Genomic DNA, 25,421 nt, shown 5'->3' on the forward strand with positions numbered 1-25,421 from the left:
GGTCAGCGGTCTCAGACCCGGCAACCGGCCGCGCGAGCGACGGCGAAGGGGTAGGACTGCGCCGGACCGGTGCCGTAGTAGTACGGCGAGCACAGGTAGGCCCAGGTCCTGGGGCCGACGATGCCGTCCACCACCACCGAGGAGTCCCAGTAGCGCCACGAGGTCTGACGCGCGACCACGGCCTGCCGCGTCAGGTTGCCGTACGCTCCGTCGACCGCCAGGTCGATGCCGGGCTGCCAGTTGAGCAGCGTCTGGATGTAGCTGACACACGTGCCGTTGCCGCCGTAGGAGTAGTTGTACGACGTGCAGGTCGCGGCGTGGGCCGGGGTCGGGGCCGCAAGACCGGTGACGGCTGCGCCGGTGATCGCGATGAGGGTCGCGGAGACGATCCCGGCGATCCGCCGCTTCCACGTACGCGGGACGATGCTGGTGGTTGACATGTTCTCTCCTGGGATCGTGCGGTGGTGCCGGCTCGGGCCGACATCTCGACGCGTCACGCTAAATGCCTCATACCCGGGACGGCACCCAACGAATTCGCGGAAACGAATCCGGGTCGAGGTCGCTAAGGTGCGGGAGTGGTCAGCCTGTTCTCGCTTCCGCTCCTGCAGACGCCGCGCGCACGGGTGGCGCGCACGATCCGGGCCGTGACCGGTGCTCCCGGCCCTCTCGCGGGCCGCACGGTGCTCGTCACCGGCGCCAGCTCCGGGATCGGTGAGGCGACGTCGTACGCCGCGGCTCGACGGGGCGCGCACGTGCTCCTCGCCGCCCGCCGGGCCGAGGAGCTCGAGCGGGTGCGGAAGACCATCGAGGAGAGCGGCGGAAGGGCGTCGACCTACCTCGTCGACATGGCCGACGGTGCCTCGATCGACGCGCTGGTGGAGCAGTTGCTCGCCGAGCACGGGGCGGTCGACTACCTGGTCAACAACGCGGGCCGGTCGATCAGGCGGTCGCTGGAGCTGACTCACGACCGCTTCCACGACTTCGAGCGGATGATGGCTGTGAACTACTTCGGTGCGGTCCGGCTGACGATGGGCCTGCTGCCGGCGATGCGCGCCCAGCGGTTCGGCCACGTGGTCAACATCGTCACCTGGGGCAACCAGATCAAGGCGCCGAAGTTCGCCGCCTACATCGCCGCGAAGTCGGCGCTCGACGTGTTCGGCCGGATCCTGAGCCGCGAGGCCTACTTCGAGAACGTCACCTGCACCAACATGCGCGTCGCGATCGTGCGGACGCCGATGATCGCCCCGACCGCTGAGTACGAGGGTCGCGGCGAGAGCCCCGAGGAGTGCGCCGAGCGCGTCGTCCGCGCGCTCGAGGACCGGCCGGTGACGGTCGACGGCGCCTTCGGCTCGGTCTTCGAGGTCCTCAACATCGTCACCCCGCGGCTGGCCGATCTCGCGATGGCCGTCTCCCACCTGCGTACGCCGGACTCTGCGGCCGCACGCGGAGCGGCGCGGATCGCGGACTGACCGGCGGCGTCACCAGCGGCCGCGGTGGACGACGTCCTCGAGCGGGGTGCGCTTGCGGCGGGTGGGGGAGCCCTTGGCGCCACCGGACGCGGGGTGGCCGATGGTGACGGCACCGATCGGGTCGAAGGCGTCGGGGATGTCGAACGCCTTGCGGACCGCGGCGTCGGACTCGGGCGGGATGCCGAAGTAGAGGGCGCCGAGGCCCTCGTCGACCACCGTCTGCAGGATCAGCATGGTCGCCATCGCGGTGTCCATGTGCCAGAACGGCATCGGCCAGTGGGCCTCGTCGCGGTCGGTCCAGCCCTTGTCGGGCTGTGCGTAGCGGTCGAGGTAGGCCGCCTTGGAGGAGCAGGGGATCACGATCACCGGGGCCTGCATCATCCCGGTCAGCCACGTGTCTGGGTTATCCACGTCGGCTGTCGCCTCCCAGTAGCGGCGTACGTCCTCAGGGGTGTCGAGGACGAGGAACCCCCAGCCCTGTGAGAAGCCGGCCGACGGCGCCCGGGTGGCGTTGTGCAGGATCTTGTCGATCACGGCCGGGTCCACCGGATCGCTGGTGTAGTTGCGGACCATCTTGCGGCGACGTACGACCTCGGAGAACTCCATAGGCCCAGTGTCCCGTCTAAGGCGCGGAGCGCCTGCCCTAGGTCGGAAAGTAAGGCGCCCGGGTCGGTAAGTAGGGCGCGCGACCGATTCGGGTGCCTACCTCAGCGGAGGAGTCTTCTCGATGTCAGCAGGACATCCCAGCAGGACAAACTCAGCAGGAGATCGAGATGTACACCACCGTAGGTTACGAAGCAGAGGTCAAGTACCGCCGCCAGCAGATCCAGAAGGACCTGGCCAAGCGCCAGCGGGCCACCGAGGCTCGTCAGACGCGACGCAACCGCGCTCGCTGAGATGCGGCCGCGGACCGGCAGTCAGGACCGGGGCAAACGCCGAGCAGGAGAGATCCCGCTCGGCGTTGCTTCATGTCCAGGGCACGGCAGTCTCGACCCCTGGGCCGACCCGGTGTTGTCAGAAGGCGCGATGATTGCGCCCATGGCGCAGAGTGCCGAGAGGCTGGTCGGACGTGATGCCGACCTGGAGACACTGGTGGGGCTGGTGGGGCTGGACGGCGCCGCACAACCGGGCGGACGCAGGCATGTCCTCCTCGCGGGCGACGCCGGTGTCGGGAAGACCCGGATCTTGCGCGAGCTTCGTGGCCGGGCCGCCGCCGACGGCAGGCAGGTGCTGGTCGGCCACTGTCTCGACTTCGGCGACAGCGCCGAGGCCTACCTGCCCTTCACCGAGATCCTCGACAACATCACCACCGCGCTGCCCGACGTGGTCGCGCAGGTCGCCGACGTACATCCGGCGCTCCTGCGGATGGCGCCCGTGGCCCGTGCGCTCGGCGGGGCTGACACCGCCGTCCAGGAGGCGCTCGACCGAGGCAACCTCTTCGCCGCGATCCACTCACTCCTGGAGCGCGCGGCCGAGAAGGCGCCGCTGCTGGTCATGGTCGAGGACACCCACTGGGCCGACCAGTCCACCCGTGACCTGCTGACGTTCCTCTTCACCCGGCCGTTCGACGGCCCGGTCACGATCCTCGCCTCCTACCGCGCCGACGACCTCCACCGACGTCACCCGCTGCGCCGCCAGCTCGCCGAGTGGACCCGGCTGCCCTCCGTCGAGCGGTTCCACCTCGGCCGGCTCTCCGACGATGACGTACGCATCCTGGTCGGTGAGCTCGCCGGTGACCTCTCCGACGGGGTCGACGTCGAGAGCGTCGTACGTCGCGCCGACGGCAACGCTTTCTTCGTCGAGGAGCTGGTGCAGGCCGCCGGCGCCGACGAGCTGCCCTGGGATCTCGCCGACCTGCTCCTGATCAGGCTGGACCAGCTCGACGCGACCGCGCGCGAGGTGGTCGACACCGCCAGCGCCGCCGGGCGCGACGTCAGCGACGAGCTCCTCGAGGCCGTCGCCGGTCTCGACCGCGCCACCCTCGACGCCGGGCTGAGGCAGGCGATCGAGCGCGCGATCCTGGTTCCGCGTGAGGACGGCTACTACGTCTTCCGGCACGCGCTGCTCGGCGAGGCCGTCTACGACGACCTGCTGCCGGGTGAGCGGGTCCGGCTCCATCAGCGGTACGTCGAGGCGCTGAGCAGCGACCTCACGACCGGCAGCGCGGCCGGTCTCGCCCGTCACGCCCGTCTCGCCGGCGACCACGAGACCGCCCTCGCGGCCGGGATCGCCGCCGGTGACGAGGCGGCCGCCGCCGGTGGTCCCGACGAGGCCTCGCAGCACTATCAACAGGCGATCGCCCAGCTTGCCGGTCGTGCCGACTCCGGCCACGACACCCAGCGCCTCGTCGATCTGGTGGTCAAGGCCAGCGACGCGATGGTGGCCGCCGGGCACGCCGACCGGGCCGGGAAACTGGCTCGTGAGCAGCGGGAATCGCTCCCGGCCGATGCCCCCGGGCTGTGGCGCGCACAGCTGATGACGGTCGAGATCGAGACCAGCTTCGCCTACGTCAACGATGTCCGGGTCGGGGCGCTCGCGGAGAAGGCGATGGCCGAGCTGCCCGAGGACGCCCCGCCGTTGGTGCGGGCGCGGCTGCTCGCGGCGTACGCCCGGTCGCTGATGATCTACCGTCGCCACGAAGACGCCGAACGAGCCGGCCGGGAGGCGCTGGCGCTGGCCGAGGAGCTCGGCCGGACCGGCCTCGCCGCGGAGGTGGCCGCGACCCTGGCCGGGTCGTGGGGGCGTCCGCCTCAGCTGTGGATCGAGCCGCTCCGTGAGGCGGTTGCGCGGGCCGCCAAGGTCGGCGCGCTGCACCCGGAGTTCCGCGCCCGGCTCCAGCTCGCCTTCGCTCTCGACGCGGCCGACCGTCGCGACGAGGCCGGCGAGAGCTACCGCAGCGCCTTCGAGCTCAGCGTGGAGCGGGGCGTCCCCTGGGCGCCGTACGCCTTCGACGCCCGGATCGCCTGGCTCGACTACCTCCACACCGCCGGCCGGTGGGACGAGGCGCTCGCGCTGACCGACGCGTTCGGCATCCCGCCGGCGCTGTGGCCGTGGCTGGAGTCCAAGCGGCTGATGATCGAGCAGGCCCGCGGTGCCGACGTCGGTGCCGAGGCGCGGCGGCTGCGGCCGTCGTGGAAGCAGGAGGTGGCCACCGCGAGCGAGTCGGCACCCGTGGAGATCAGGGCGGCCGCGGCTCGTGGAGACATCGACGGAGCGATCGAGGCCTACGACGCCGGCGTCGCGGCACTCACCACCGGCTGGGGCGAGTGGTTCGGCGCCCATGCCCGGCTCTCGGCGATCGCCGTCGGTGCGATCGGCTCCGCCGTTCCGGCGGTCCCCGTCGGTGCGCGACCGCAGGTGATGGCACAGGTGGACCGCATCCTGGAGGCCGGCACGCGGCCCGTCGAGACCGAGCAGCCCTGGGGGCTGGAGGGGCAGGCGTGGTCGGCGCGGCTGCGGGCCGAGGGGCTCCGTGCCCACTGGCTGGCCGGCATCTCCGTGCCCGAGCAGGCCGACCTCGTCGAGGCGTGGCGCGAGACCGTGGCCGCGTTCGAGGTCTTTCCGCACGTCCACGAGCTCGCCTGGTCGCGGGTCCGGCTCGCCGAGATCCTCCGCGCCGGTGGGGACACCGCCGGCGCTCGTGTGCTGGCTGACCAGGCCAGGGAAGCGGCGAAGCGGCTCGGCGCTCGACCGCTCCTCGACCACCTGCTCACGCTCGGCACCACACCGCAGCGGTCGGCTGCCGGGCCCTCCGGCCAGCTGACCGCCCGGGAGAGCGAGATCCTCGCCCTGGTCGCGGCCGGGCGCAGCAACGGCGAGATCGGCAAGCAGCTGTTCATCTCGACCAAGACCGTCTCCGTCCACGTCTCCAACATCCTGGCCAAGCTCGGCGCCTCCGGCCGCACCGAGGCAGCGGCCATCGGCCGCCGCCGGGGACTCGTGGAGTGACGCGCATCACGGCCGAATGAGGCACCCCTGACGTACGCCTAAGGCAGGCGCCTCATGCGTGGCGCTACCTCAGGAGCCGAGTCTGGATGCATGACTTACAGCAACCAGATCAGCTACGACGCCGAGCTGGCGTACCGACAGCAGAGCATTCGCCGCGCGACCGCGGCCGACCGCCTCGCCCGCCAGGTGAGGCGCCGCCGTCCCCGCCGGATGGACTCGATACACAACTGAGTCCTCGGAGGTCGGTAATGCGGGAGAATCCCGGGCCCGGAGGCGCGATGATAGTGGACATGGCGCAAAGTGCTCGGTCATTCGTAGGTCGCGACCCGGAGTTGCGCACCCTCACCGGGCTGCTCGGCGTCTCGTCCACCGAGGAGACGGGCTCGACCTCCGGACGGCGCCAGCACGTCCTCCTCGCCGGTGACGCCGGCGTCGGCAAGACGCGCCTGCTCACCGCGCTGCGCGACAGTGCCGTCTCCGACGGCTGGCAGGTGCACGCGGGACACTGCGTCGACTTCGGCGAGAGCGCCGTGGCGTACATGCCGTTCTCGGAGATCCTCGACCGCATCGTCGCGGACCTGCCCGACGTCGTCGAGCGGGTGGCGGCCGACTACCCGGCGCTGGCCAGGCTGAGGCCCGTACGCCGCGTGATGGGCGCCAACCAGGGAGCCGCCCCGACCGGCACCGACCGCGGACAGCTCTTCGATGCCGTCCACACCCTCTTCGAGGCGGCCGCCGAGAAGGCGCCGCTGCTGGTCGTGGTCGAGGACACCCACTGGGCCGACCAGTCGACCCGCGACCTGCTGACCTACCTCTTCACCCGGCCCTACGTCGGCCCGGTCGCGATGGTGGCGTCCTACCGCGCCGACGACATCCACCGCCGGCACCCGCTGCGCCGGCAGGTCGGCGAGTGGGGCCGGCTGCCCGACGTCGAGCGGATCGTGCTCGAGCCGCTCTCCGACGACTCGGTGCGCCTGCTGGTCCACGAGCTGGCCCCCGGAAAGGTCGACGCCGAACGAGTCGTACGCCGCGCCGAGGGCAACGCCTTCTTCGTCGAGGAGCTGGTGCAGGCCGGCTGCGACGAGGACCTCCCGGTCGACCTCGCCGACCTGCTGCTGGTGCGGCTGGACCGGCTCGACGGCTCGGCGCGGAGCGTGGTCCGCACGGCGAGCATCGCCGGGCGCCGGGTCACCCACGAGCTGCTCGCCGCGGTGACCGAGATGAAGACCGACGAGCTCGACGACGCGCTGCGCACCGCGGTCGAGCAGAAGGTGCTCGAGCCGACCGGCTCGCGCTACACGTTCCGCCACGCGCTGCTCGCCGAGGCGGTCTACGACGACCTGCTGCCCGGCGAGCGGGTCCGCCTGCACGCCCGGTTCGCCGAGGTGCTGAAGGAGACCCCCGGGCTGGGTGCGGCCGCGGAGCTCGCGCTGCACGCCAAGCACGCCGGTGACCTCGCGACCGCGCTACGGGCTCGCATCGCCGCGGCTGAGGAGGCTCGCAGCGTCAGTGGTGTGGGCGAGGCCGCCCACCACTACGAGAAGGCGCTGGGCCTCGCCGCCGACCCGAAGGTCGCCCAGGCAGCCGCGGTCAACCTGGACCGGGTCTACGAGCGTGCCGCCGACACGCTCATCCTCGCCGGACTGCCCTCGCGGGCCGACGCGATCCTGGCCGAGCGGCTCGACGCCATCCCGGCCGGCCAGTCGGTGGGCCGGGCGTTACTGCTGGCGACCCGGGCGGAGGCGGCGGTCCTCATGGAAAACGGCGATCCGCTCACCCACTCCCATGACGCGATGGTCGCGCTGCCCGACGACGCCGAGCCCAAGGCGCGGTGCGCGGTCCTGGCCGTGCGAACCCGCACGCTGGTGAGCTTCCGCCGCAGCGAGGAGGCCGAGGCGGTCGGGCTGGAGGGCATCGAGATCGCCGAGCGGCACAGCCTCTCCAAGCTCGCCTCCGACATGGCCACCAGCCTGTCGATGCTCAAGGTCCGCACCGGCCGCGGCGGCGGCGACAAGGTGGAGGGTTTCCGGCAGGTGCTGCGTGAGACCATCGACCAGGCGCGACGGGTCGGGTCGACGTACGCGGTCAGCCGGGGGATGTTCGCACTCGGCCGCTCCTATGACGAGGCCGGTGACTACGCGGAGGCGCTGCGGTGGTTCCGGGCGGTGATCGACGAGGGCGGGGGCGAATCACTGCAGTGGTCTCCCTACGCCGCTGCCGCCCGCTCCGACATCGTCCGGATCCAGATGGTCTTGGGGGAGTGGGACGAGGCGCTGGCGCTGGCCGGCGGCAACCTGCCCGACGCGCCGCCGGTCCCGGTCGCGCTCCTCGACGTGCTCGGGATGATGATGGAGCAGGCGCAGGGCGCATCGGTCGGTGACGAGGCCAACGCGTTGCGGCCGTTCTGGACCCAGGAGGGCCTGATCGCCCTCTACGGCTCGATCGTGGAGATGACCGCGCTGGCGCGTGCCGGCGACCCCGAGGGAGTCCTCGAGGTCTACGCGGACGCGGTCGAGACCCTCTCCCAGTTCTGGACCGAGTGGTTCGGCGGCCGGGTGCGGCTGGCAGTCGTGGCCGCCTCCGGGATCGCGCAGATGCTGCCCTCGCTGCCGGCGGCGCGATGGCCGTCGCTCGTTGAGGCTGTCGACGGTCTGCACAGCGACGGCGAGCAGGTGGTCGCGCAGTACGAGCCGGGAGAGTGGGGCCCGGAGGGCCGCTCCTGGGCCGCCCGGCTGGAGGCGGAGGTGCTCCGCGTCCACTGGCTCGCCGGCATCGACGCCCCGCCCCAGGAATCTCTGCTGGCGGCGTGGGAGCGCGCCGAGCAGCAGGTCGAGGCCTACGGCGACGTCCCGGGTCTGGCCGCCGTCCGAACGACGTACGCCACCATCCAGCGGGCCACCGGTGACGTGGCCGGATCGAGGGTGACCGCCGACAAGGCGCGGACGACCGCGAAGCGGCTCGGGCTGCAGCCGTTGCTCGACGAGCTGAGGTCGCTCGGCGCCACGGCGGTCAAGCAGCAGCAGGCGACGTCGACGTCGCTGACGCCGCGGGAGAGCGAGATCCTGACGCTGGTGGCCGCTGGACGCAGCAACGGCGAGATCGGCAAGCAGCTGTTCATCTCCACGAAGACGGTCTCCGTGCACGTCTCCAACATCCTCGGGAAGCTGGGCGCCGGGAGTCGCACGGAGGCGGCCGCCATCGCTCGTCGTCAGCAGCTGATCAGCTGAACCTGTGGTGCTCGGTAGGAACGTGTGGCTGAATTGTCACCATCACCACGGGCGGGTCGAGGAGCAGATGTGAAGCAGAGCGGGCAGCACCCGATCACAGCCGGAGTCACGGCCCTCGTCGCGGTCGCGGTCGGGGTGGGACTGATCATCGGGATCGGGATGTTCGTCGGTGCCAACATCCTGGGCCTCGGTGGCGGCGGTGCCGCCGACGACCAGGCCACCGACCCGGACGCGGGTGCCTCGCTCTACGCCCCGTCGCCCAAGCCGACCAAGACCGCGGACGGGCCGGCGATCACGCTCAACGCCTCGCCGACGAGCGCTCCGGAGAAGCAGGCGGCCTCCACGAGCCCGTCGCCGTCCAAGACCGTCGAGGAGAAACCGGCGAAGAAGGAGATCACCCTCCAGGCCGGAATCGTCCAGGCGAAGCCGATGGAGCGGATCGACCTCAGCGGGATCTACCCGCGCGGCGAGGGTGCCATCCTCCGCCTGGAGCGCAACGACGGCCAGGGCTGGGAGGAGTTCGGGATCCCGGACGTACCGGTCAGGGGCGAGCAGTTCTCCACCCCGATCCAGTCCGGACGGATCGGGAAGCACAAGTTCCGGATGAAGGACATCGACACCGGCACCTACTCCAACGTGGTGACCGTGACGATCGGCTGAGCCCTGGAATAGGCCATCACCCGCTTGGTTGTATGTGGGTATGACGGTTCCCACGATCAAGCTCAATGACGGCACTTCGATCCCGCAGTTCGGTCTCGGCGTCTGGCAGGTTCCGCTGGACGAGACCGAGCAGGTGGTGAGTCAGGCTCTCGAGGTCGGCTACCGCCACATCGACACCGCGCAGATGTACCAGAACGAGGCCGGAGTCGGCGCCGCGCTGAAGAGCGCCGGACTCGCCCGCGAGGACGTCTACGTCACCACCAAGCTCAACAACTCCCAGCACGACCCGGCCAAGGCGAAGGCGTCGCTGGAGAGGTCCCTGGAGCTGCTCGGCCTGGACCGCGTCGACCTGTTCCTGATCCACTGGCCGCTGCCGACGCAGTACGACGGGACGTACGCGAAGACGTGGGAGGCCCTCGTCGGCCTCCGTGAGGAGGGCCTGACCACCTCGGTCGGCGTCTCCAACTTCCAGCCCGACCATCTCGACAAGATCGTCGCCGAGACGGGCGTCGCGCCCGCGGTCAACCAGATCGAGGTCCACCCCTACTTCGCCAACGAGGCCGCGCGCGCCGCCACCCTGGCCCACGGCGCGAAGGTCGAGTCGTGGTCCCCGCTCGGGCAGGGCGGCGGTGAGCTCACCGACCCGGTGGTCGCCGAGATCGCCTCCGCCCACGGCAAGTCGCCCGCCCAGGTCGTGCTCCGCTGGCAGATCGACCGTGGCGACATCGTCTTCCCCAAGTCCGTACGCCGCGACCGGCTCGAGCAGAACCTCGCGATCTTCGACTTCGAGCTGAGTGCCGACCAGGTCACCGCCCTCGCCGCCCTCGACAAGGGCGAGTCCGGCCGTTCCGGCCCCAACCCCGACACCTTCGACTGGATCCCGTCCTTCTGATCCCCGCCTTCCGCCGAGTCGGCCCGTCCTGACGGGCCGACTCGGCCTGGTTTTGACCGGCGTTGGAATAGGGGGCGTAGGGTCTTCGTTGTGGAGAGTGAACGAAGTTGAGTTGATCCGACTCAACTTGTTTGCAACACTCGGCGGCAGCAGTCGCCGGGCGGGTGCAGAACAACCCAAGTCTTCCGGGGTCTCCCCAGAGAACAGTCCACATACACACAGCTTCAACAAGCGGAGGTAGCAAAGATGGCACGTGCCGTCGGTATCGACCTCGGGACCACCAACTCGGTCGTCTCGGTTCTGGAGGGTGGCGAGGCCACCGTCATCGCGAATGCCGAAGGCGCCCGTACGACGCCTTCCGTGGTCGCGTTCAGCAAGTCCGGTGAGGTGCTGGTCGGCGAGGTCGCCAAGCGCCAGGCCGTCACCAACGTGGACCGCACCATCCGGTCGGTCAAGCGTCACATGGGCACCGACTGGAAGGTGAACATCGACGACAAGGACTTCACGCCGCAGCAGATCAGCGCGTTCGTCCTGCAGAAGCTCAAGCGCGACGCCGAGGCCTACCTCGGTGAGACGGTGACCGACGCGGTCATCACCGTCCCGGCCTACTTCTCCGACGCGCAGCGCCAGGCCACCAAGGAGGCCGGTGAGATCGCGGGCCTCAACGTCTCCCGCATCGTCAACGAGCCCACCGCCGCGGCGCTGGCCTACGGCCTCGACAAGGGCGACGACCAGACCATCCTCGTCTTCGACCTCGGTGGCGGCACGTTCGACGTGTCCCTGCTCGAGATCGGTGAGGGTGTCGTCGAGGTCAAGGCGACCTCCGGTGACAACCACCTCGGTGGTGACGACTGGGACAACGCGATCGTCAAGTGGATGGTCGACAAGTTCAAGGCCGCCAACGGCGTCGACCTGGCCGCCGACAAGATCGCCGCTCAGCGCCTCCAGGAGGCCGCCGAGAAGGCGAAGATCGAGCTCTCCTCGAGTCAGAACACCTCGATCCACCTGCCCTACATCACCCACGGTGAGTCCGGCCCCCTCCACTTCGAGGAGACCATGACCCGGGCGGAGTTCCAGAAGATCACCGCCGACCTGCTCGACCGCACCAAGAAGCCGTTCGAGTCCGTCCTCAAGGACGCCGGCGTGGCCCTCAAGGACATCGACCACGTCGTCCTGGTCGGCGGCTCGACCCGGATGCCGGCCGTGACCGACCTGGTCAAGAGCCTGCTCGGTGGCAAGGAGCCCAACAAGGGCGTCAACCCCGACGAGGTCGTCGCCGTCGGTGCCGCGCTGCAGGCCGGCGTGCTGAAGGGCGAGGTCAAGGACGTACTGCTCCTCGACGTCACCCCGCTGAGCCTCGGCATCGAGACCAAGGGCGGTGTCTTCACCACCCTGATCGAGCGCAACACCACCATCCCGACCAAGCGCTCCGAGATCTTCACCACGGCTGACGACAACCAGCCGAGCGTCGAGATCAAGGTCGCCCAGGGCGAGCGCCCGATGTGGTCGGAGAACCAGCCGCTGGGCAACTTCGAGCTCACCGGCCTCCCGCCGGCGCCGCGTGGCGTGCCGAAGATCGAGGTCGCCTTCGACATCGACGCCAACGGCATCGTGCACGTCTCTGCCAAGGACCAGGCCTCGGGCCGCGAGCAGTCCATGACGATCTCCGGCGGCTCCGCGCTGTCGAAGGACGACATCGACCGCATGGTCAAGGAGGCGGAGCAGTACGCCGAGGAGGACGCCAAGCGTCGCGAGTCCATCGAGATCCGCAACCAGGGTGACAGCCTCGTCTACACCACCGAGAAGTTCATCACCGACTCCGGCGACAAGGTTCCGGACGACGTGAAGACCGAGGTGCAGGCCGACCTGGACGCCCTGAAGAAGGTCCTCGAGGACACCGAGGCCGACAAGGACGCCATCCAGACCGCGATCACCAAGCTCGGTGAGTCCTCGCAGAAGATGGGTGCGGCCATGTACGCCGCGGCCGAGGCCGAGCAGTCCGCTGCCGGTGGTGCCACCGGTGCGACCGGCGAGGCCGACGACGACGTCGTCGACGCCGAGATCGTCGACGAGCCCGTCGAGGGTGAAGAGGGCGACAAGAAGTGACGAAGCGCCGCCCCGGCGGGGCGGAGGAGGCCGTCGAGGAGACGACCTCCGAGGCCCCGCCGCCCGAGACCGACGAGGAGTCGACCGAGGGCTCCGAGGTGGACGCTCCTGAGGGCGACGCCTCGGACTCGGACGACGCCGCCGACGCTGCATCCGACGAGGATCGCTCCGCCGAAGAGGCGGAGGACAAGGCGGACGAGGCAGACGACGAGGAGGACGTGATCGAGGACGACAGCGATGTGGACTTCATGGGCGATGCCGCCGACGAGGTCGACAAGCGGGTCGCCGAGCTGACCACGGACCTGCAGCGTCTCCAGGCCGAGTACGTCAACTACAAGAGGCGGGTCGACCGTGACCGCGAGCTGGTCTCGCAGAACGCGACCTACAAGGTGCTCACTCCGATCGTGGAGGTGCTCGACACCATCGACCGTGCCCGCGAGCACGGCGAGGTCGACGGCGGCTTCAAGGCCGTCGCCGACCAGCTCGAGAAGATCGTGACCAACCTGGGTCTGAAGAAGTTCGGTGAGCCGGGCGACGTCTTCGATCCCAACCGTCACGAGGCGCTCAGCCACATGGGCACCGACCCGGAGGTCGAGGAGACCTCGGTCAAGCTGGTCGCCAAGGCCGGCTACATGATCGGCGACCGGGTGGTCAGGGCCGCGCAGGTCCTGGTCGTCGACCCGGAGTGACCCGGAGTGACAACGATGGGGGGCCGGGGCTGTCGAGAGATCGGCAGCCTCGGTCACCGAGAAGAAGGGAGGAGGGGCTAGGTGGCTGAGAACGACGGGATCCGGCCGGACTGGATCAACAAGGACTACTACGCCGAGCTGGGTGTCAAGAAGGACGCCTCGGGCGACGACATCAAGAAGGCCTATCGCAAGCTCGCGCGGGCCAACCACCCCGACTCCAACCCGGGCGACGACGCCAAGCACGAGAAGTTCAAGAAGGTCGCCGAGGCCTACGACGTCATCGGCGACGCCGAGAAGCGCAAGAAGTACGACGAGGTCCGCACTCTCGGTGCCTCGGGCGGGTTCCCGGGCGGCTTCGGCGGCACGGGCGGTGGCCGCGGCTACAACTTCGACGACCTCTTCGGCGCCGGTGGTGCCCAGGGCGGTGGCCTCGGCGACATGTTCGGCGACCTCTTCGGCGGTGCCGGTGGCGCCGGCGGAGGCTTCGGCGGGCGGCGTACGACTCCGAGGGCTCGGCCGATCAAGGGTGCCGACGTCGAGACGAGCGCCACGATCGGGTTCACCGACGCGCTCGACGGCGTGACCATCTCGCTGCGGCTGACCTCGGACGCCGCCTGTCCCGACTGCAACGGCACCGGTGGCAAGCCCGGCACCAAGCCGCGGGTCTGCCCCGAGTGCGAGGGCGCTGGCTACGTCGTCAACTCCGTCGGCGGCGCGTTCTCGATGAACGAGACCTGCCCGCGCTGCGGTGGCCGCCAGCTGATCTACGACGAGGCCTGCCCGACCTGCCACGGCTCCGGCCGCGGCACCTCCGCGCGCACCATCCAGGCGCGCATCCCGGCCGGCGTCAAGGACCGTCAGCGGATCCGGCTCAAGGGCAAGGGGGCCGCCGGTGAGAACGGCGGCCCGGCCGGTGACCTCTACGTCACCGTGCACGTCACGCCCCACCGCGTCTTCGGCCGCAAGGACGACAACCTCACCATCGACGTCCCGGTCGGGTTCGACGAGCTGGCTCTCGGCGCCGAGGCCAAGCTGCCGACGCTGTCCGGCTCGCCGGTGACGCTGAGGATCCCGGCGGGGACCCCCAATGGGCGTACGTTCCGGGTCCGCGGCAAGGGGTTCCGCCGCTCGGACGGTACCGTGGGTGACCTGCTCGCGACCGTCGAGGTGCAGATCCCGGCCGTGCTCGACGCCGATGCCAAGGCCGCCGTCGAGGCCTATCGGGCCGCGATGGCCGGCAAGCCCCTGCGTACGTCTCTTCTCGAGGAGTCATGATGAGTGACGGATTCGGCAGCCCGGCGCCGGATGCCGCGGTCTACGTGATCAGCGTCGCCGCGGAGCTGACCGGGCTGCACCCGCAGACGCTGCGTACCTATGAACGGATGGGCCTGATCACCCCTGGTCGCACCGGGGGCGGCGGGCGCCGCTACTCCTTCCACGACATCGAGCTGCTGCGCTCGATCGCGGACCTGACCGCGGCCGGCATCGGCATCGAGGGCGTACGTCGCATCCTCGCCCTCGAGCAGCACGTCGACGCCCTGCGCCGGCGCAACGAGGAGCTGCTGCACGAGCTGGCCGCGACCCGCGAGGCGCTCGCCCAGGCCAGGTCGGCTGCGCCTGAACCGAAGGGCCCGACCAGCAGGCTTCCTGCGGTTCGCCAGGCCCCGCCAGGACAGGCGATCGTGGTCTGGCGGCGCCAGCAGCAGTAGCACTGTCTGCCCTGAGATCACAGGAATGCTGTTGGCGAGTTGTGGATTTCGGTTAAAACCGATGTTGGTGCAATACCCGCATACTGATGAGTAAGCCGCGGGTGTCGGACCAACCCCCATATGGTCGGGGCACACGCGGCGGACCCGGTGGAGCCGACCCGAGACGGACCCGCCGGGTCCTTCCAATTTTCGAGGTTGGTGGTCGTTGGAATACCCGGTTAACCGGGTATTCCTGCACTTCTCTGGCAATGCAACACCTGAGAAGTGCAGGAATTGCCTGTTCTCTGTGACAGATGTGGCGCCCGGTGCGAGCGTCGCCCTGGACCGAACCCAAGTGATCGGGCAGGATCTGAAGTGACGCCTGCGCGCGGCGCGGGCGAGATATCTCCCAGCTCGGTGACTCTCGGCGCGCCTCTGTGTTGATCGGTGCAGTCTCCGGATAGCGGGAGACTCACTGACCGAAATACGAGGGGTCCCGTGTCTAGCGTCGTCGACGTGCTCTCCGGGTGGGACATCGACTGGTTCGAGTTCTGGTCGGTCCCGATCTTCACCGCCGTGATCGGCTGGCTCATCAACTGGTCGGGGCTGTGGATGCTCTTCTCCCCGATCCATTTCCACGGGATCACCGTGCCGGGGCTCAAGCAGATCGCCGGTTCGCTGCCGCGCAAGGTCCAGGAGATCCCGGGCATCCTGCGCGGCGGGCTCGGCTGGCAGGGGATCGTGCCGGCACGGGCCGCGAAGATGGGCTCGATCGCCGTCGACCGGGCGCTGTCGCAGATGGCGACGGCTCGAGACTTCTACGAGCAGCTCGAGCCGGACAAGATCGCCGCCCACATCGTCGACGTCTTCCGTCCCGAGATCCCGCTGCTTGTCGACGAGATCATGTGGCGGGAGCATCCCCGGTTCTGGCGCGACCTGCCGCGCCCGCTGCGTACGGTCGTGATCCAGCGGGTCCAGGACCGGCTCCCCGAGGTCGTCGGTGACGTGACCGTCGAGATCGGCAACCACATCGACCAGATCTTCGACCCGAAGATCATGGTGATCGAGAACTTCGAGAAGGACCCCTCGATCATCGTGCGGATCTTCAAGGACTTCGGGGCCCGCGAGCTGCGGATGATGGTCGTCTTCGGGGCGATCTTCGGTTTCCTGCTCGGCATCCCGGTCGCCGTCGTCGACCAGGCCTTCCACATCTGGTGGCTGCTGCCGATCCTCGGTGTGCTGGTCGGCTGGACGACCAACCTGCTCGGCATGCTGCTCATCTTCGAGCCCGCCGAGCCCAGGCGGATCGGGCCGTTCAAGATCCAGGCGCTCTTCGCCCGGCGGCAGTGGCAGGCCTCGGACGTCTACGGCAAGCACATCGCCCAGGACGTGATCACGCTCGAGCACATCGGCGAGCACCTTCTCAACGGGCCGTCCGGCGACCGCACCCGCCAGATGCTCGCCGCGGCCCTCGAGCCGGCGGTCAACGCAGCGGTCGGACCGGCCTACGGTGCGGTCCGGGTCGCGGTCGGGACCAGGAGGTTCGACGCGATCCGGTCCTCGGTCGCCGAGCAGGCCGTCGAGTACACACTCACTCCGCTGCGCGACGCCGCCTTCAGCCAGCAGCAGTCGTGCAACATCCGCCGGCTGATCGCCGACCGGTGCCGCGCGCTGCCCCCGAAGACCTTCGTTGAGATGATGAGAGCCGCGATCAAGGAGGACGAGTGGCTGCTCTACGCCCATGGGGCGATCATGGGGCTGGCGGGCGGGTTTCTGCACGTCGCAGTCTTCGAATGGTGGAACGTGTTGTGAGCGCCCTCCACATCAACACCGAGCCAGGGGCCCGTCAGCCACGCTCGATCGAGCCGCCAGAAGAGCTCGTCGAGGGCCGGGAGGGGATGCACCGCATGCCCACGCCGGCCCCGAGCGGCGGTCTCGTAGACGATGCGATGGAAGTCCTCCCGGGCCTGCTCCGGATCTCCGCGGTCACGGTCGCCCACACCGCGGGCTGGGGGCTGAGGACGTACGCCCGAGGGGTGGGGCGGGTCGCGAAGGCGGTCGTCGATCCCGACGAGGCGGTCCGGCTCACCGAGGACGTGGCGACCAACGCCCGCCAGGTGACCGCGCTCGCGAAGCGGGTCGCCACGGGCAACCCGGTCACGGGTCTGCTGGAGCGGTTCGCGCTGCCGGCCGCCGAGAGCGCGAGGGCGGCGATGGAGGGTCGGGCCGCCCGGGTCAACGGAGTCGCCCCGGGCACGGAGCCCGACCGGCTGCGGCGGACCGGCGAGGAGCTGCTGCGCCGCTCGCGTGACGTATGGGACGAGAACGAGCGCCACCCGGCCTTCGTGTCGATCCTCAACGAGCTGGCTCCCGACGAGGCCCGCATCCTGGTGCTGATGCTCAAGGACGGCCCGCAGCCGGCCGTCGACGTGGTCGAGGGTGGCCTGATCGGCCACCTGCGCGGGGCTCGGATGATCGCCCGGGGACTGACCATGATCGGAGCGCAGGCCAGCGTGCGCTACCCGTCTCTGGTGCCGCAGTACCTCAACAACCTGACCCGGCTCGGCCTGGTCTGGCAGTCCGAGGACCCGGTCAGCGAGCTGATCCGCTACCAGGTGGTCGAGGCGCAGCCCGACGTACTCGCGGCTCTCCACGCCAAGGGCGGTGCCCGGATCAAGCGGCGCTCGATCCACCTGACCCCGTTCGGGCAGGACTTCGCCCGGGCCTGCTTCGCCGACGTCGAGGATCTCGACCGGCTGCCGATCCATGAGATCCCGCCCGGCGCGGCGACGGAAGCCTCAACCGAATAGCAGACGCTTCGGGGTGGTTGCGTTCGCCTGTGGGTAGGGTACGCATACTGACGGTCTGGAACTCTGGCGGAAGGAGCTCGGATGTCGCCGGAGTGGCAGGACTCGCTGGTCAGCTGGTTCGAGGACTGGGCTGCCCACGTCCACTGGCTTTCGCTGATCACCATCCCGATCTTCACCGGTGTGATCGGCTGGCTGATCAACTGGTCGGGCCTCTACATGCTCTTCTCCCCGCTCTCCTTCAAGGGGTTCCAGGTGCCCGGGCTGCGCGAGCTGACCAGGGTGCTGCCGCACAAGCTGCAGGAGGTCCCGGGCTTCGCCCAGGGCGGGATCGGCTGGCAGGGCATCATCCCCGCCCGGGCCGCGAAGATGGGCTCCATCGCCGTCGACAAGGCGATCGCCAAGCTCGGCACGCCCAGCGACTTCTACCAGCAGCTCGGCCCCTCGGAGATCGCCACGCACATCGTGGAGACCTTCCGGCCGGAGGTGCCCGAGCTGGTCGAACAGATCATGATGCGGGAGCACCCGCGGCTCTGGCGCGACCTGCCGCAGGCGGTCAAGGACGCGATCGCCGTCAGGGTGCAGGCGCAGCTGCCCTCGATCGTGCACAAGGTCACCGACGACATCGGCATACACATCGACCAGCTGCTCGACCCGAAGCTGATGGTCATCGACCACTTCCGCAAGAACCCCGCGCTGGTGGTCAGGATCTTCCGTGACTTCGGGCAGCGCGAGCTCAACCTGATGGTCGCCTTCGGGTTCATCTTCGGCTTCCTGCTCGGCATCCCGGTGGCGCTGGTCGACCAGACCTTCCACGTCTGGTGGCTGCTTCCCGTGCTCGGCGTGGTCGTCGGCTGGGTGACCAACCTGCTCGGTATGTGGCTGATCTTCGAGCCCGCCGAGCCGCGGCGCATCCTGGGGATCAAGGTGCAGGGTCTCTTCCCGCGCCGCCAGGAGCAGGCCGCGGAGGTCTACGCCGACATCATCGCCACCGACGTGATCACGCTCGAGCGCATCGGCGACTTCCTGCTCGACGGTCCCCGCGGCGACGCCACCCGCAAGCTGCTGATCAACGCGCTGATGCCCGCGGTGGACAGGGCGGCCGGGCCCTACCGCGGTGCGGTGCGGATAGCGCTCGGCTCGGAGCGGTTCGACCGGATCAGCACCTCGGTGGCCAACGAGGCGGCGGATCGTACGCTGGTGCCGTTCCGCGATCCCGGCTTCAGCCGTCACCAGGCGGACAAGATCCGTGACCTGGTCGCGCGGCGCACCAAGGAGCTCCCGCCGGGCGACTTCGTGGACATGATGAGGTCAGCGATCAAGGAGGACGAATGGATGCTCTACGCCCACGGCGCGATCATGGGACTCGCGGGCGGCTTCCTTCACCTTCTAATCTTTCCGACATGAGTCTCCTCGGCAAGGTCATCCCGACCGCCTCCGCCGTGGCCGGCACCGCACCCGGTCTGGCGAGGGTGGCCGCGGGGGCTGCCTGGCACACGGCCGGGTGGGGACTGCGCACCTCCGGCCGCGCCGGGATCCGGGTCGCCCGGGCGATGGTCGACCAGGACGTACGCGTGGGGCTGGTGCGCGAGACGGCCGAGGCGGTGGGCATCGTCGCCGGCACCGCGGCCCGGATCATCCTCCCCAACGCGAACCAGGTGATGGAGCTCTCCGACGCCGACTACGAGGCCGCCGGTCGCGATGTCGTGCTCGCCCGCACCCGGGAGGCCGAGGCGTCTGAGGACTCCCTGCCGGTGCTGCGCCGGCGAGGGGCCGAGCTGCTCGACCGGTCCCGCGACGTCTGGGCCGATGAGCAGGGGCACCCGGCGTACGCCCGGATCCTCGACGAGCTCGCGCCCGACGAGGCGCGGATGCTGCTCTACCTGCTTCAGGCCGGGCCGCAGCCCTCGGTCGACATTCGCACCGGTGGGCCGGCAGGGCTCGTCGGCAGCACCATGATCGCGCCCGGTCTCAACATGATCGCGGGGCGCAGCGGCGTGCGCTATCCGGACCGGGTGCCGGCCTATCTCAACAACCTGTTCCGGCTCGGGCTGGTGTGGTTCTCCAAGGAGCCGCTGCCCGACCCGTTGGAATACCAGGTCTTGGAGGCCCAGCCCGACGTGCTCGGGGCGCTGCACTCGGTGAAGTTCGCCAAGATCGTGCGCCGCTCGGTGCACCTGACGCCGTTCGGCGAGGCCTTCGGCCGCACCACCCTGGTGGACGAGGTCTCGGCCGAGTCCATCTTCCCGGAGCATCAGGCTCCGGTCACGGGTGGAGCGGATCTGCCGAAGGCGTAGAGATCGCCTCGACGAGCTTCGCGAACTCGGGGTCGACGGTCTGCGGGGACACATCCGCGTCGCGTTCGAGCATGATCCCGGGGAGGCGACGTCCGGCGTACGCCTCGACTGCCGTCGCGAGCAGCGACAGCACCGGCGCCGGCATCGGGTGGGCATGGGTGTCGATGTAGAGGCCCTCGCGCTCGGTGCCGCCGGCGACGTGCATGTAGGCGACCGCGTCGAGCGGGAAGCGGGCCAGGTCGGCGATGGGGTCGGTGCCGCGGGCGACCGCGGAGGCGTAGAGGTTGGCGACATCGAGGACGAGGCGTACGCCGGTGCGCTCGACGAGCTCGGTGAGGAAATCGGGCTCGCTGATGGTGTCCTCGGGCCAGGTGAAGGTGGCCGCGATGTTCTCGACCGCGAGCGGCACCGGCAGCTGGTCCTGCGCGATCCGGATGTTGTCGACCAGCACGTCGAGCGAGTCTCTCGTGCGTGGCGGCGGCAGCAGGTGGCCGGCCTCCAAGACGTCGCCGTGCAGCGGGTCGGGGGAGTCGCTCGCCCGCACGAACGCGACGTGCTCGGAGACGAACGGGCTGTCGAGGGCCTCGGCGATCTCGGCCAGCCGGGCGAGACGGTCCGCCACGGGATGCGCGGCGCCGGCCAGGCCGAGGGTGACGCCGTGGGCGATGACCGGGACGCCGAGATCTCGAACGGCCTGCGGGACCCGCGCCGGCGCGGTGTTCTCCGCGACCACCTCGGTGAAACCGAGACGGCCGGAGGCGGCGTACGTCTGGAGGAGCTCGGCGATCGCGGGACGCCATGCCACGGCGACTCCTGAGACCGAGGGGTTCACAGGGAGAAGTGTGGCGGATCGAACGCGATCGTTGTGGGGCCTTCCGGTATTCTGAACACCTGTTCTCCAATCGTTCAGCAACCCTCGCCGGTCCTGGCTCGAGGCCCGGGTAGGAGCCCCCATCTTGGCGCGCAAAGTCGTTCGTACCATGCCGTTTCACCGCGTCGCGATGCGGTTCGCGGCATTCATCGGCGTCGCCGCGGTGACCGGGCTGGTCGCCTCCGGCATGGCGGTCCCGTTCATCCACCTGACCGGCGTCGCGGCCAAGTCCGGCGCCCAGGCGATCGACGAGCTGCCCCTCGACATCGACATGGGCGAGCTGTCGCAGACGACCCGCATCCTGGATGTGCACGGCAAGGTGATCACGACCCTCTACGACCAGAACCGGTCCTACAAGGCGCTCGACCAGATCTCGCCGAACATGCCGAAGGCCCTGCTCGCGATCGAGGACAGCCGCTTCTACGAGCACGGCGCGATGGACCTCAAGGGCACGCTGCGGGCGCTGCTGCGCAACTCGGCCTCCGAGTCGGGTTCGGTGCAGGGCGGTTCGTCGATCACCCAGCAGCTGGTCAAGACGACTCTCGTCTACGGGGCCGACACCGACGAGGAGCGGGCCGCGGCGACCGAGAAGTCCACGGCCCGCAAGATCCGCGAGCTCCGCTATGCGATCTGGCTCGAGGAGAACCACGACAAGGACTGGATCCTCGAGCGCTACCTCAACGCGGCCTACTTCGGTGACTCCGCCTACGGGGTCCAGGCGGCCGCGAAGCACTACTTCGGCGTCGACGCCGCCGATCTGACCTGGGGACAGGCCTCGATGCTGGCCGGGATGGTGAAGAACCCGACCGGCTACGACCCGACCGACTACCCCGACGCCACGGTCGCGCGCCGCAACCTGGTGCTCGAGCGGCTGGCCCAGGTCGGCGACCTGCCGCGGGCCGACGCCGAGAAGCTCAAGGAGACCGAGCTCGGGCTCAACGTCCAGGACAGCCGCAACGGCTGCTTCGGATCCTCGGCAGAGTTCTTCTGCGACTACGCGCTGCAGTGGCTGCTCGCCGACAAGTCGCTGGGCGAGACCGAGGCCGAGCGCTGGCGGCTGCTCCAGACCGGCGGTCTGACCATCAGGACGACCCTGGACGCGAGCTTCCAGAAGGCGGCGCAGCGGTCCGTCAGCGGCCGCGTCTCGCCCACCGACAACGCGGTCGGCGCCCTGGCGATGGTCGAGCCCGGCACCGGCAACGTCAAGGCGCTCGCGCAGTCGCGGCCGATGGGGGAGAACCGGAGGAAGGGCGAGTCCTACCTGAACTACCTGGTGCCGAAGGAGTACGGCGACGCCAACGGCTTCCAGGCGGGCTCGACCTTCAAGGTCTTCGTCGGCGCCGCGGCGATCGAGAAGGGCTTCCCGCTCAGGCAGGAGATCCCGTCGCCGGCCAAGAGGACGTTCAACCAGGCGTCCTTCGCCAACTGCCCCGGCGAGGGCAACTTCAACCCCAACCCCTACCCGGTCGGCAACTCGACCACCTCGGGCAACAAGAACCTCTACACCGGCACCCGCGAGTCGGTGAACACCTTCTACGTCCGGCTCGAGCAGTTCACCGGCGTCTGCGCCCCCTACACGCTCGCGAAGAAGATGGGCATCAGCCTGACCAATCCCGCCCACGAGCGGGTGCCGTCCTTCACCCTCGGTCCGGTCGATGTCAGCCCGCTGGAGATGGCCGAGGCGTACGCGACCTTCGGTGCCCGCGGCAAGCACTGCGACTCGCGGCCGGTGACCGAGATCGTCGGCCCTGACGGGAAGACGATGAAGGAGTACGCGGCCTCGTGCGAGCAGGTGATGCGTACCGGGACCGCGGATGCGATGAACGACATCCTCCGCGGCGTGCTGCAGCCGGGTGGGTTCGGGCAGCGGCTCGCGCTGAGCGTGCCGTCGGCGGGCAAGACCGGGACCACCAACAGCAACCGCGCGGTGTGGTTCAACGGCTACACGCCCAAGCTGGCGACCGCCTCGATGATTGCCGGTGCCAACTACGAGGGCAAGTGGGTCTCCCTCAACGGGCAGCGCCTGCGCGGAGGCTACGTCGCCTCGGCGTCGGGCTCGACCGTCGCCGGTCCGATGTGGGCCGACGCGATGCGGGCGATCGACGGCAAGCTGGGCTCCGCGAGCTTCGTACGTCCTGGCGCCAGCGTCGTCAACGGCAAGGGCGTCAAGATCCCGAAGGTCGAGGGGCTCTCCGTCGCCCGGGCCACCGCCCGGCTCAAGGCCGCCGGGTTCAAGCCGGTCGTCGGCAAGCGGGTCAAGTCGCGCTGGAAGGCGGGCACGGTCGTCGGCACGGTTCCCGGAAGCCGGGCGATCAAGGGCGCGACGGTCGAGATGCTCGTGTCGAAGTGGCGCGGGTGAGCAGGTGTTGGTTTCGACACGCCTTCGCCTAGCGGCTCCGGCGGCTCAACCAGCGGTTGCGTGCGTTGGTTGAGCCCGGCGAGCGCTAGCGAGTCGGTGTCGAAACCAACACGGTCGGCTAGGCAGCCGCGCGCGCTCGAGCCGCCTCGACCGCGTCGCGGAAGGCGCGGGTGACGTAGTCGGGGACGGGGAGTCCGCGGTCGCGGGCCCAGAGGAGCTCCTGCTCGACCCGGGCCACGTCGGCGGCGAGGTCGCGGCCTTCGTGATCGACACCCAGGGTCTCCATGACGTCGCCGAAGTCGGCGAGCTGGGTGACGTTGTTGACGCCGACGGGGGCGAAGGAGATCCGGCGCAGGCGTCGGACCAGCCACTTCTGCCAGGCCGCGAGCGTGGCCCAGTGGGAGCGGGCGGAGAGCTGGTAGAAGGCGTAGTGGCCCGGCTCCTGGCGCTTGATCGGCGCGATGACGGTCTCGGCGACGGCGTGCTCGCCGGTCTCGATGACCCCGTCGTGGAGCAGGTTGTAGGCGATCACCGCGGAGCGTTCGGTGGCCATGCCGGTCAGGTAGTAGAGCATCCGGCAGACGTCTTGGAACGGCTCCAGGTGAGCCAGCAGGCCGAGCACCTTCAGCTTCAGGCCGACGTGGTCCAGGTCGGTGGTCGCCGGCGGACGGCCGAGGATCTGCTGGAGCCGGTCGAGGATCAGTCCGTGCTGGATCTCCTGCGGCTGCCACACCTCGCCGTAGAACTGCTTGTCGACCTCGGGTGGGTTGGGGAGCATGGTCGAGATCTCGAGTACGTTGCGGTCGACCTCGAGCTCGACCCGCGCCATGTAGTCGAGCACATGGCCGAAGCGGGCGCCGAAGCCGGCCGGGTCGTTCACGGTGAAGTCGACCGAGTCCATCGAGATCGGTGGGTGCTCCTCGCCGAGGCGCGCGACATGAGCAACGAGACGTTCGGTATCGGTCGGCATCGGGCGGCTCCTGGTGGGGGAGTCAAGCAGCGCCTCCAGTCTGCCCGCACCGGGCGACGTTGTAATGCGATTTAACGTAACCGAGGGGTGTTGGCCTCGACACGTTCGCGCGGCGGCTCCACGCTCGACCAGCGGGGGAGGGCGGTGGTCGAGACGTGTGCGCGGGCGGAGGTGTCGAGGCCAACACGTTGGGGGCCCGATTCTCAGGGCGTGCTCGCCGTGGCCTCCGCGCCGGCGGACTCGCTGGCCGACTCGGTCGCGGCCGGAGTTTCGGTGGGCGTCTCGGTCGGGGCTTCGGTCGGGGTCTCGGTCGGAGTCGGATCCACCGTGGGGGTCTCGGTCGGAGTTTCCGTGGGCGTCTCGGTGGGCGTCTCGGTCGGTGACCCCGTCGGGGAGCTGCTCGGGTCCGGGCCCGAGGTGGGCGACGGGATGACGGACCCGTCATCGCCGGGGGAGCCGGACGGCGAGGGAGTCGAGGGCGTGGTCGAGCCGCCGCCGGGCGTACCGGTGTCCGTCCCGCCCGAGGGCGAGCCGCCTGAGCCCCGGGGCGGCTGGGCGCTGGGCGAGGCGCCGGAGAGCGGCTCGAGATCGGAGGCGGAGGTGACCGGGATCTGTGCGGCCGGCAGGACGACGCCGGTCGGTGCCTCGAAGGTACCGAGCCGATAGCCCTCGGCGATCTGCAGAACCGCCGAGACGTACGCCTCGCTGTGGTTGTAGCGCAGCACCGCCGAGCGTTGCCCGGCCTCGGTGGACAGGTCGGCGGAGCCGGAGCACAGGTAGACCGCGGCGGCGAGGGCGGCGTCGTCGACGTCCTGCGGGTCTCGGTGCCCGTCGCCATCGGCGTCGACCCCGACATCGGACCAGGTCGACGGGATGAACTGCATCGGCCCGACCGCGCGGTCGTAGACGAGATCGCGGTCGTAGGTGCCGCCGTCGGTGTCGAGGATGCGTGCGGTGCCGCCAGCCCCGGTCAGAGGTACGCCGAAGATCCCGGGCGTCGCGACCCCGGAAGCGGACAGCGTGTTACCCCCGGCCCGGCCGTGGTCGGACTCGACCCGCCCGATCGCGGCGATCAGCGACCAGTCGAGACGACAGCCCGGGTCGGCGTCGGCGAGCACCGTCGCGGCCCGCTGGTAGGCGGAGAGCGCGGTCTCGGGAATGACGCCGGCGGCCGCCTTGGCGGCGAACCCGGCGGGCTTGGCCGCGAGGGTGGGACTGGCCTTGGGGATGGGCTTGACCGCGGAGACGCTCACCGGCGGCAGCAGCTCCTGGGCCGGCACCTCGACCGGCACCTGACGCACGCTGGCCGTGGCGTCGACGGGCCGGCCCTCCTGGATCGCGTGGATCGTCCAGGCGGCGGTCGCGGCGGCGACGGGCAGCGCAGCTGCCTTGAACAGCAGACCGGGTCGTGGGGTCATCCGCGGTCACATCCTCGGGT

Annotated in this window: 21 protein-coding genes; 16 read left to right on the forward strand and 5 right to left on the reverse strand. The window is 69.9% G+C overall.

Going from position 1 to position 25,421, the window contains the following annotated elements; translation table 11 throughout:
* Nucleotides 1-11: 11 nt before the first annotated feature.
* Complete coding sequence (locus ABZY89_RS09025; protein ID WP_355226453.1) at nucleotides 12-440, reverse strand: peptidoglycan-binding domain-containing protein; 429 nt, start codon at nucleotides 438-440, stop codon at nucleotides 12-14.
* 135 nt (nucleotides 441-575) lie between these two features.
* On the opposite strand from ABZY89_RS09025, the gene ABZY89_RS09030 reads away from it, so the two are divergent.
* Entirely contained in the window at nucleotides 576-1,469 is an 894-nt protein-coding gene (locus ABZY89_RS09030) for an SDR family NAD(P)-dependent oxidoreductase (protein ID WP_355226455.1), read from the forward strand.
* A gap of 9 nt (nucleotides 1,470-1,478) precedes the next feature.
* Here the strand turns inward: ABZY89_RS09030 and ABZY89_RS09035 are convergent, their stop codons facing one another.
* Nucleotides 1,479-2,075, reverse strand: a complete 597-nt coding sequence (locus tag ABZY89_RS09035; RefSeq protein WP_355226457.1) for a nitroreductase family protein — start codon at nucleotides 2,073-2,075, stop codon at nucleotides 1,479-1,481.
* Between the two features lie 167 nt (nucleotides 2,076-2,242).
* Here ABZY89_RS09035 and ABZY89_RS09040 point away from each other — a divergent pair, with 167 nt between their 5' ends.
* From ABZY89_RS09040 to ABZY89_RS09105, 14 genes are all read left to right on the forward strand, one after another.
* Nucleotides 2,243-2,365 carry a hypothetical protein gene (locus ABZY89_RS09040; RefSeq protein ID WP_355226458.1) on the forward strand — a complete coding sequence of 41 codons (123 nt, stop codon included), beginning with the start codon at nucleotides 2,243-2,245 and terminating at the stop codon, nucleotides 2,363-2,365.
* 142 nt (nucleotides 2,366-2,507) lie between these two features.
* Nucleotides 2,508-5,417 carry an AAA family ATPase gene (locus tag ABZY89_RS09045; protein WP_355226459.1) on the forward strand — a complete coding sequence of 970 codons (2,910 nt, stop codon included), beginning with the start codon at nucleotides 2,508-2,510 and terminating at the stop codon, nucleotides 5,415-5,417.
* Between the two features lie 90 nt (nucleotides 5,418-5,507).
* Nucleotides 5,508-5,648 (forward strand): hypothetical protein, encoded by a 141-nt coding sequence (locus tag ABZY89_RS09050; RefSeq protein ID WP_355226461.1) that lies wholly within the window; start codon nucleotides 5,508-5,510, stop codon nucleotides 5,646-5,648.
* Nucleotides 5,649-5,707: 59 nt separating this feature from the next.
* Complete coding sequence (locus tag ABZY89_RS09055; protein WP_355226463.1) at nucleotides 5,708-8,644, forward strand: AAA family ATPase; 2,937 nt, start codon at nucleotides 5,708-5,710, stop codon at nucleotides 8,642-8,644.
* Between the two features lie 69 nt (nucleotides 8,645-8,713).
* Nucleotides 8,714-9,304 (forward strand): hypothetical protein, encoded by a 591-nt coding sequence (locus tag ABZY89_RS09060; RefSeq protein WP_355226465.1) that lies wholly within the window; start codon nucleotides 8,714-8,716, stop codon nucleotides 9,302-9,304.
* Between the two features lie 40 nt (nucleotides 9,305-9,344).
* Nucleotides 9,345-10,196, forward strand: a complete 852-nt coding sequence (locus tag ABZY89_RS09065; protein ID WP_355226466.1) for an aldo/keto reductase — start codon at nucleotides 9,345-9,347, stop codon at nucleotides 10,194-10,196.
* Between the two features lie 246 nt (nucleotides 10,197-10,442).
* Nucleotides 10,443-12,302, forward strand: a complete 1,860-nt coding sequence (dnaK, locus tag ABZY89_RS09070) for a molecular chaperone DnaK (protein WP_355226468.1) — start codon at nucleotides 10,443-10,445, stop codon at nucleotides 12,300-12,302.
* Nucleotides 12,299-12,991 (forward strand): nucleotide exchange factor GrpE, encoded by a 693-nt coding sequence (grpE, locus tag ABZY89_RS09075; RefSeq protein WP_355226469.1) that lies wholly within the window; start codon nucleotides 12,299-12,301, stop codon nucleotides 12,989-12,991. The genes dnaK and grpE overlap by 4 nt, the downstream gene beginning before the upstream one ends.
* Nucleotides 12,992-13,072: 81 nt before the next feature.
* Nucleotides 13,073-14,266, forward strand: a complete 1,194-nt coding sequence (locus tag ABZY89_RS09080) for a DnaJ C-terminal domain-containing protein (RefSeq protein ID WP_355226471.1) — start codon at nucleotides 13,073-13,075, stop codon at nucleotides 14,264-14,266.
* Nucleotides 14,266-14,700 carry a MerR family transcriptional regulator gene (locus ABZY89_RS09085; RefSeq protein WP_355226473.1) on the forward strand — a complete coding sequence of 145 codons (435 nt, stop codon included), beginning with the start codon at nucleotides 14,266-14,268 and terminating at the stop codon, nucleotides 14,698-14,700. The genes ABZY89_RS09080 and ABZY89_RS09085 overlap by 1 nt, the downstream gene beginning before the upstream one ends.
* 477 nt (nucleotides 14,701-15,177) lie before the next feature.
* The gene (locus tag ABZY89_RS09090; RefSeq protein ID WP_355226474.1) at nucleotides 15,178-16,491 is read left to right on the forward strand and encodes a hypothetical protein; all 1,314 of its coding nucleotides are present in this window, start codon (nucleotides 15,178-15,180) and stop codon (nucleotides 16,489-16,491) included.
* Entirely contained in the window at nucleotides 16,488-17,489 is a 1,002-nt protein-coding gene (locus ABZY89_RS09095; RefSeq protein WP_355226476.1) for an Abi-alpha family protein, read from the forward strand. Before ABZY89_RS09090 ends, ABZY89_RS09095 begins: the two co-directional genes overlap by 4 nt.
* An 81-nt stretch (nucleotides 17,490-17,570) precedes the next feature.
* Nucleotides 17,571-18,893 (forward strand): hypothetical protein, encoded by a 1,323-nt coding sequence (locus ABZY89_RS09100; protein ID WP_355226478.1) that lies wholly within the window; start codon nucleotides 17,571-17,573, stop codon nucleotides 18,891-18,893.
* Nucleotides 18,890-19,783, forward strand: a complete 894-nt coding sequence (locus ABZY89_RS09105; protein ID WP_355226480.1) for an Abi-alpha family protein — start codon at nucleotides 18,890-18,892, stop codon at nucleotides 19,781-19,783. Before ABZY89_RS09100 ends, ABZY89_RS09105 begins: the two co-directional genes overlap by 4 nt.
* Here the strand turns inward: ABZY89_RS09105 and ABZY89_RS09110 are convergent.
* Nucleotides 19,752-20,588 carry a DUF692 domain-containing protein gene (locus tag ABZY89_RS09110; RefSeq protein WP_355226482.1) on the reverse strand — a complete coding sequence of 279 codons (837 nt, stop codon included), beginning with the start codon at nucleotides 20,586-20,588 and terminating at the stop codon, nucleotides 19,752-19,754. The genes ABZY89_RS09105 and ABZY89_RS09110 overlap by 32 nt on opposite strands.
* 175 nt (nucleotides 20,589-20,763) lie before the next feature.
* On the opposite strand from ABZY89_RS09110, the gene ABZY89_RS09115 reads away from it, so the two are divergent.
* Nucleotides 20,764-23,013 carry a transglycosylase domain-containing protein gene (locus ABZY89_RS09115; protein ID WP_355226484.1) on the forward strand — a complete coding sequence of 750 codons (2,250 nt, stop codon included), beginning with the start codon at nucleotides 20,764-20,766 and terminating at the stop codon, nucleotides 23,011-23,013.
* 118 nt (nucleotides 23,014-23,131) lie between these two features.
* Here the strand turns inward: ABZY89_RS09115 and ABZY89_RS09120 are convergent, their stop codons facing one another.
* A complete protein-coding gene (locus ABZY89_RS09120; RefSeq protein ID WP_355226486.1) occupies nucleotides 23,132-23,983 on the reverse strand; it encodes a GTP-binding protein LepA in 852 nt (283 codons plus the stop codon).
* A gap of 203 nt (nucleotides 23,984-24,186) precedes the next feature.
* Nucleotides 24,187-25,401 (reverse strand): lytic murein transglycosylase, encoded by a 1,215-nt coding sequence (locus ABZY89_RS09125; protein WP_355226488.1) that lies wholly within the window; start codon nucleotides 25,399-25,401, stop codon nucleotides 24,187-24,189.
* Nucleotides 25,402-25,421: the final 20 nt, after the last annotated feature.

The sequence above is a fragment of the Nocardioides sp. NPDC006303 genome, from assembly GCF_040613175.1.
Taxonomy (GTDB): domain Bacteria; phylum Actinomycetota; class Actinomycetes; order Propionibacteriales; family Nocardioidaceae; genus Nocardioides.

What these genes read in the sequence shown, in the direction of transcription:
- ABZY89_RS09105 (WP_355226480.1), top strand. Translation starts at nt 18,890, where the DNA reads ATGAGTCTCCTCGGCAAGGTCATCCCGACCGCCTCCGCCGTGGCCGGC.
- ABZY89_RS09040 (WP_355226458.1), top strand. Translation starts at nt 2,243, where the DNA reads ATGTACACCACCGTAGGTTACGAAGCAGAGGTCAAGTACCGCCGCCAG.
- ABZY89_RS09125 (WP_355226488.1), bottom strand. Translation starts at nt 25,401, where the DNA reads ATGACCCCACGACCCGGTCTGCTGTTCAAGGCAGCTGCGCTGCCCGTC.
- ABZY89_RS09120 (WP_355226486.1), bottom strand. Translation starts at nt 23,983, where the DNA reads ATGCCGACCGATACCGAACGTCTCGTTGCTCATGTCGCGCGCCTCGGC.
- ABZY89_RS09045 (WP_355226459.1), top strand. Translation starts at nt 2,508, where the DNA reads ATGGCGCAGAGTGCCGAGAGGCTGGTCGGACGTGATGCCGACCTGGAG.
- ABZY89_RS09115 (WP_355226484.1), top strand. Translation starts at nt 20,764, where the DNA reads ATGCCGTTTCACCGCGTCGCGATGCGGTTCGCGGCATTCATCGGCGTC.
- ABZY89_RS09050 (WP_355226461.1), top strand. Translation starts at nt 5,508, where the DNA reads ATGACTTACAGCAACCAGATCAGCTACGACGCCGAGCTGGCGTACCGA.
- ABZY89_RS09055 (WP_355226463.1), top strand. Translation starts at nt 5,708, where the DNA reads ATGGCGCAAAGTGCTCGGTCATTCGTAGGTCGCGACCCGGAGTTGCGC.
- ABZY89_RS09065 (WP_355226466.1), top strand. Translation starts at nt 9,345, where the DNA reads ATGACGGTTCCCACGATCAAGCTCAATGACGGCACTTCGATCCCGCAG.
- ABZY89_RS09100 (WP_355226478.1), top strand. Translation starts at nt 17,571, where the DNA reads ATGTCGCCGGAGTGGCAGGACTCGCTGGTCAGCTGGTTCGAGGACTGG.
- ABZY89_RS09085 (WP_355226473.1), top strand. Translation starts at nt 14,266, where the DNA reads ATGAGTGACGGATTCGGCAGCCCGGCGCCGGATGCCGCGGTCTACGTG.
- ABZY89_RS09025 (WP_355226453.1), bottom strand. Translation starts at nt 440, where the DNA reads ATGTCAACCACCAGCATCGTCCCGCGTACGTGGAAGCGGCGGATCGCC.
- ABZY89_RS09035 (WP_355226457.1), bottom strand. Translation starts at nt 2,075, where the DNA reads ATGGAGTTCTCCGAGGTCGTACGTCGCCGCAAGATGGTCCGCAACTAC.
- dnaK (WP_355226468.1), top strand. Translation starts at nt 10,443, where the DNA reads ATGGCACGTGCCGTCGGTATCGACCTCGGGACCACCAACTCGGTCGTC.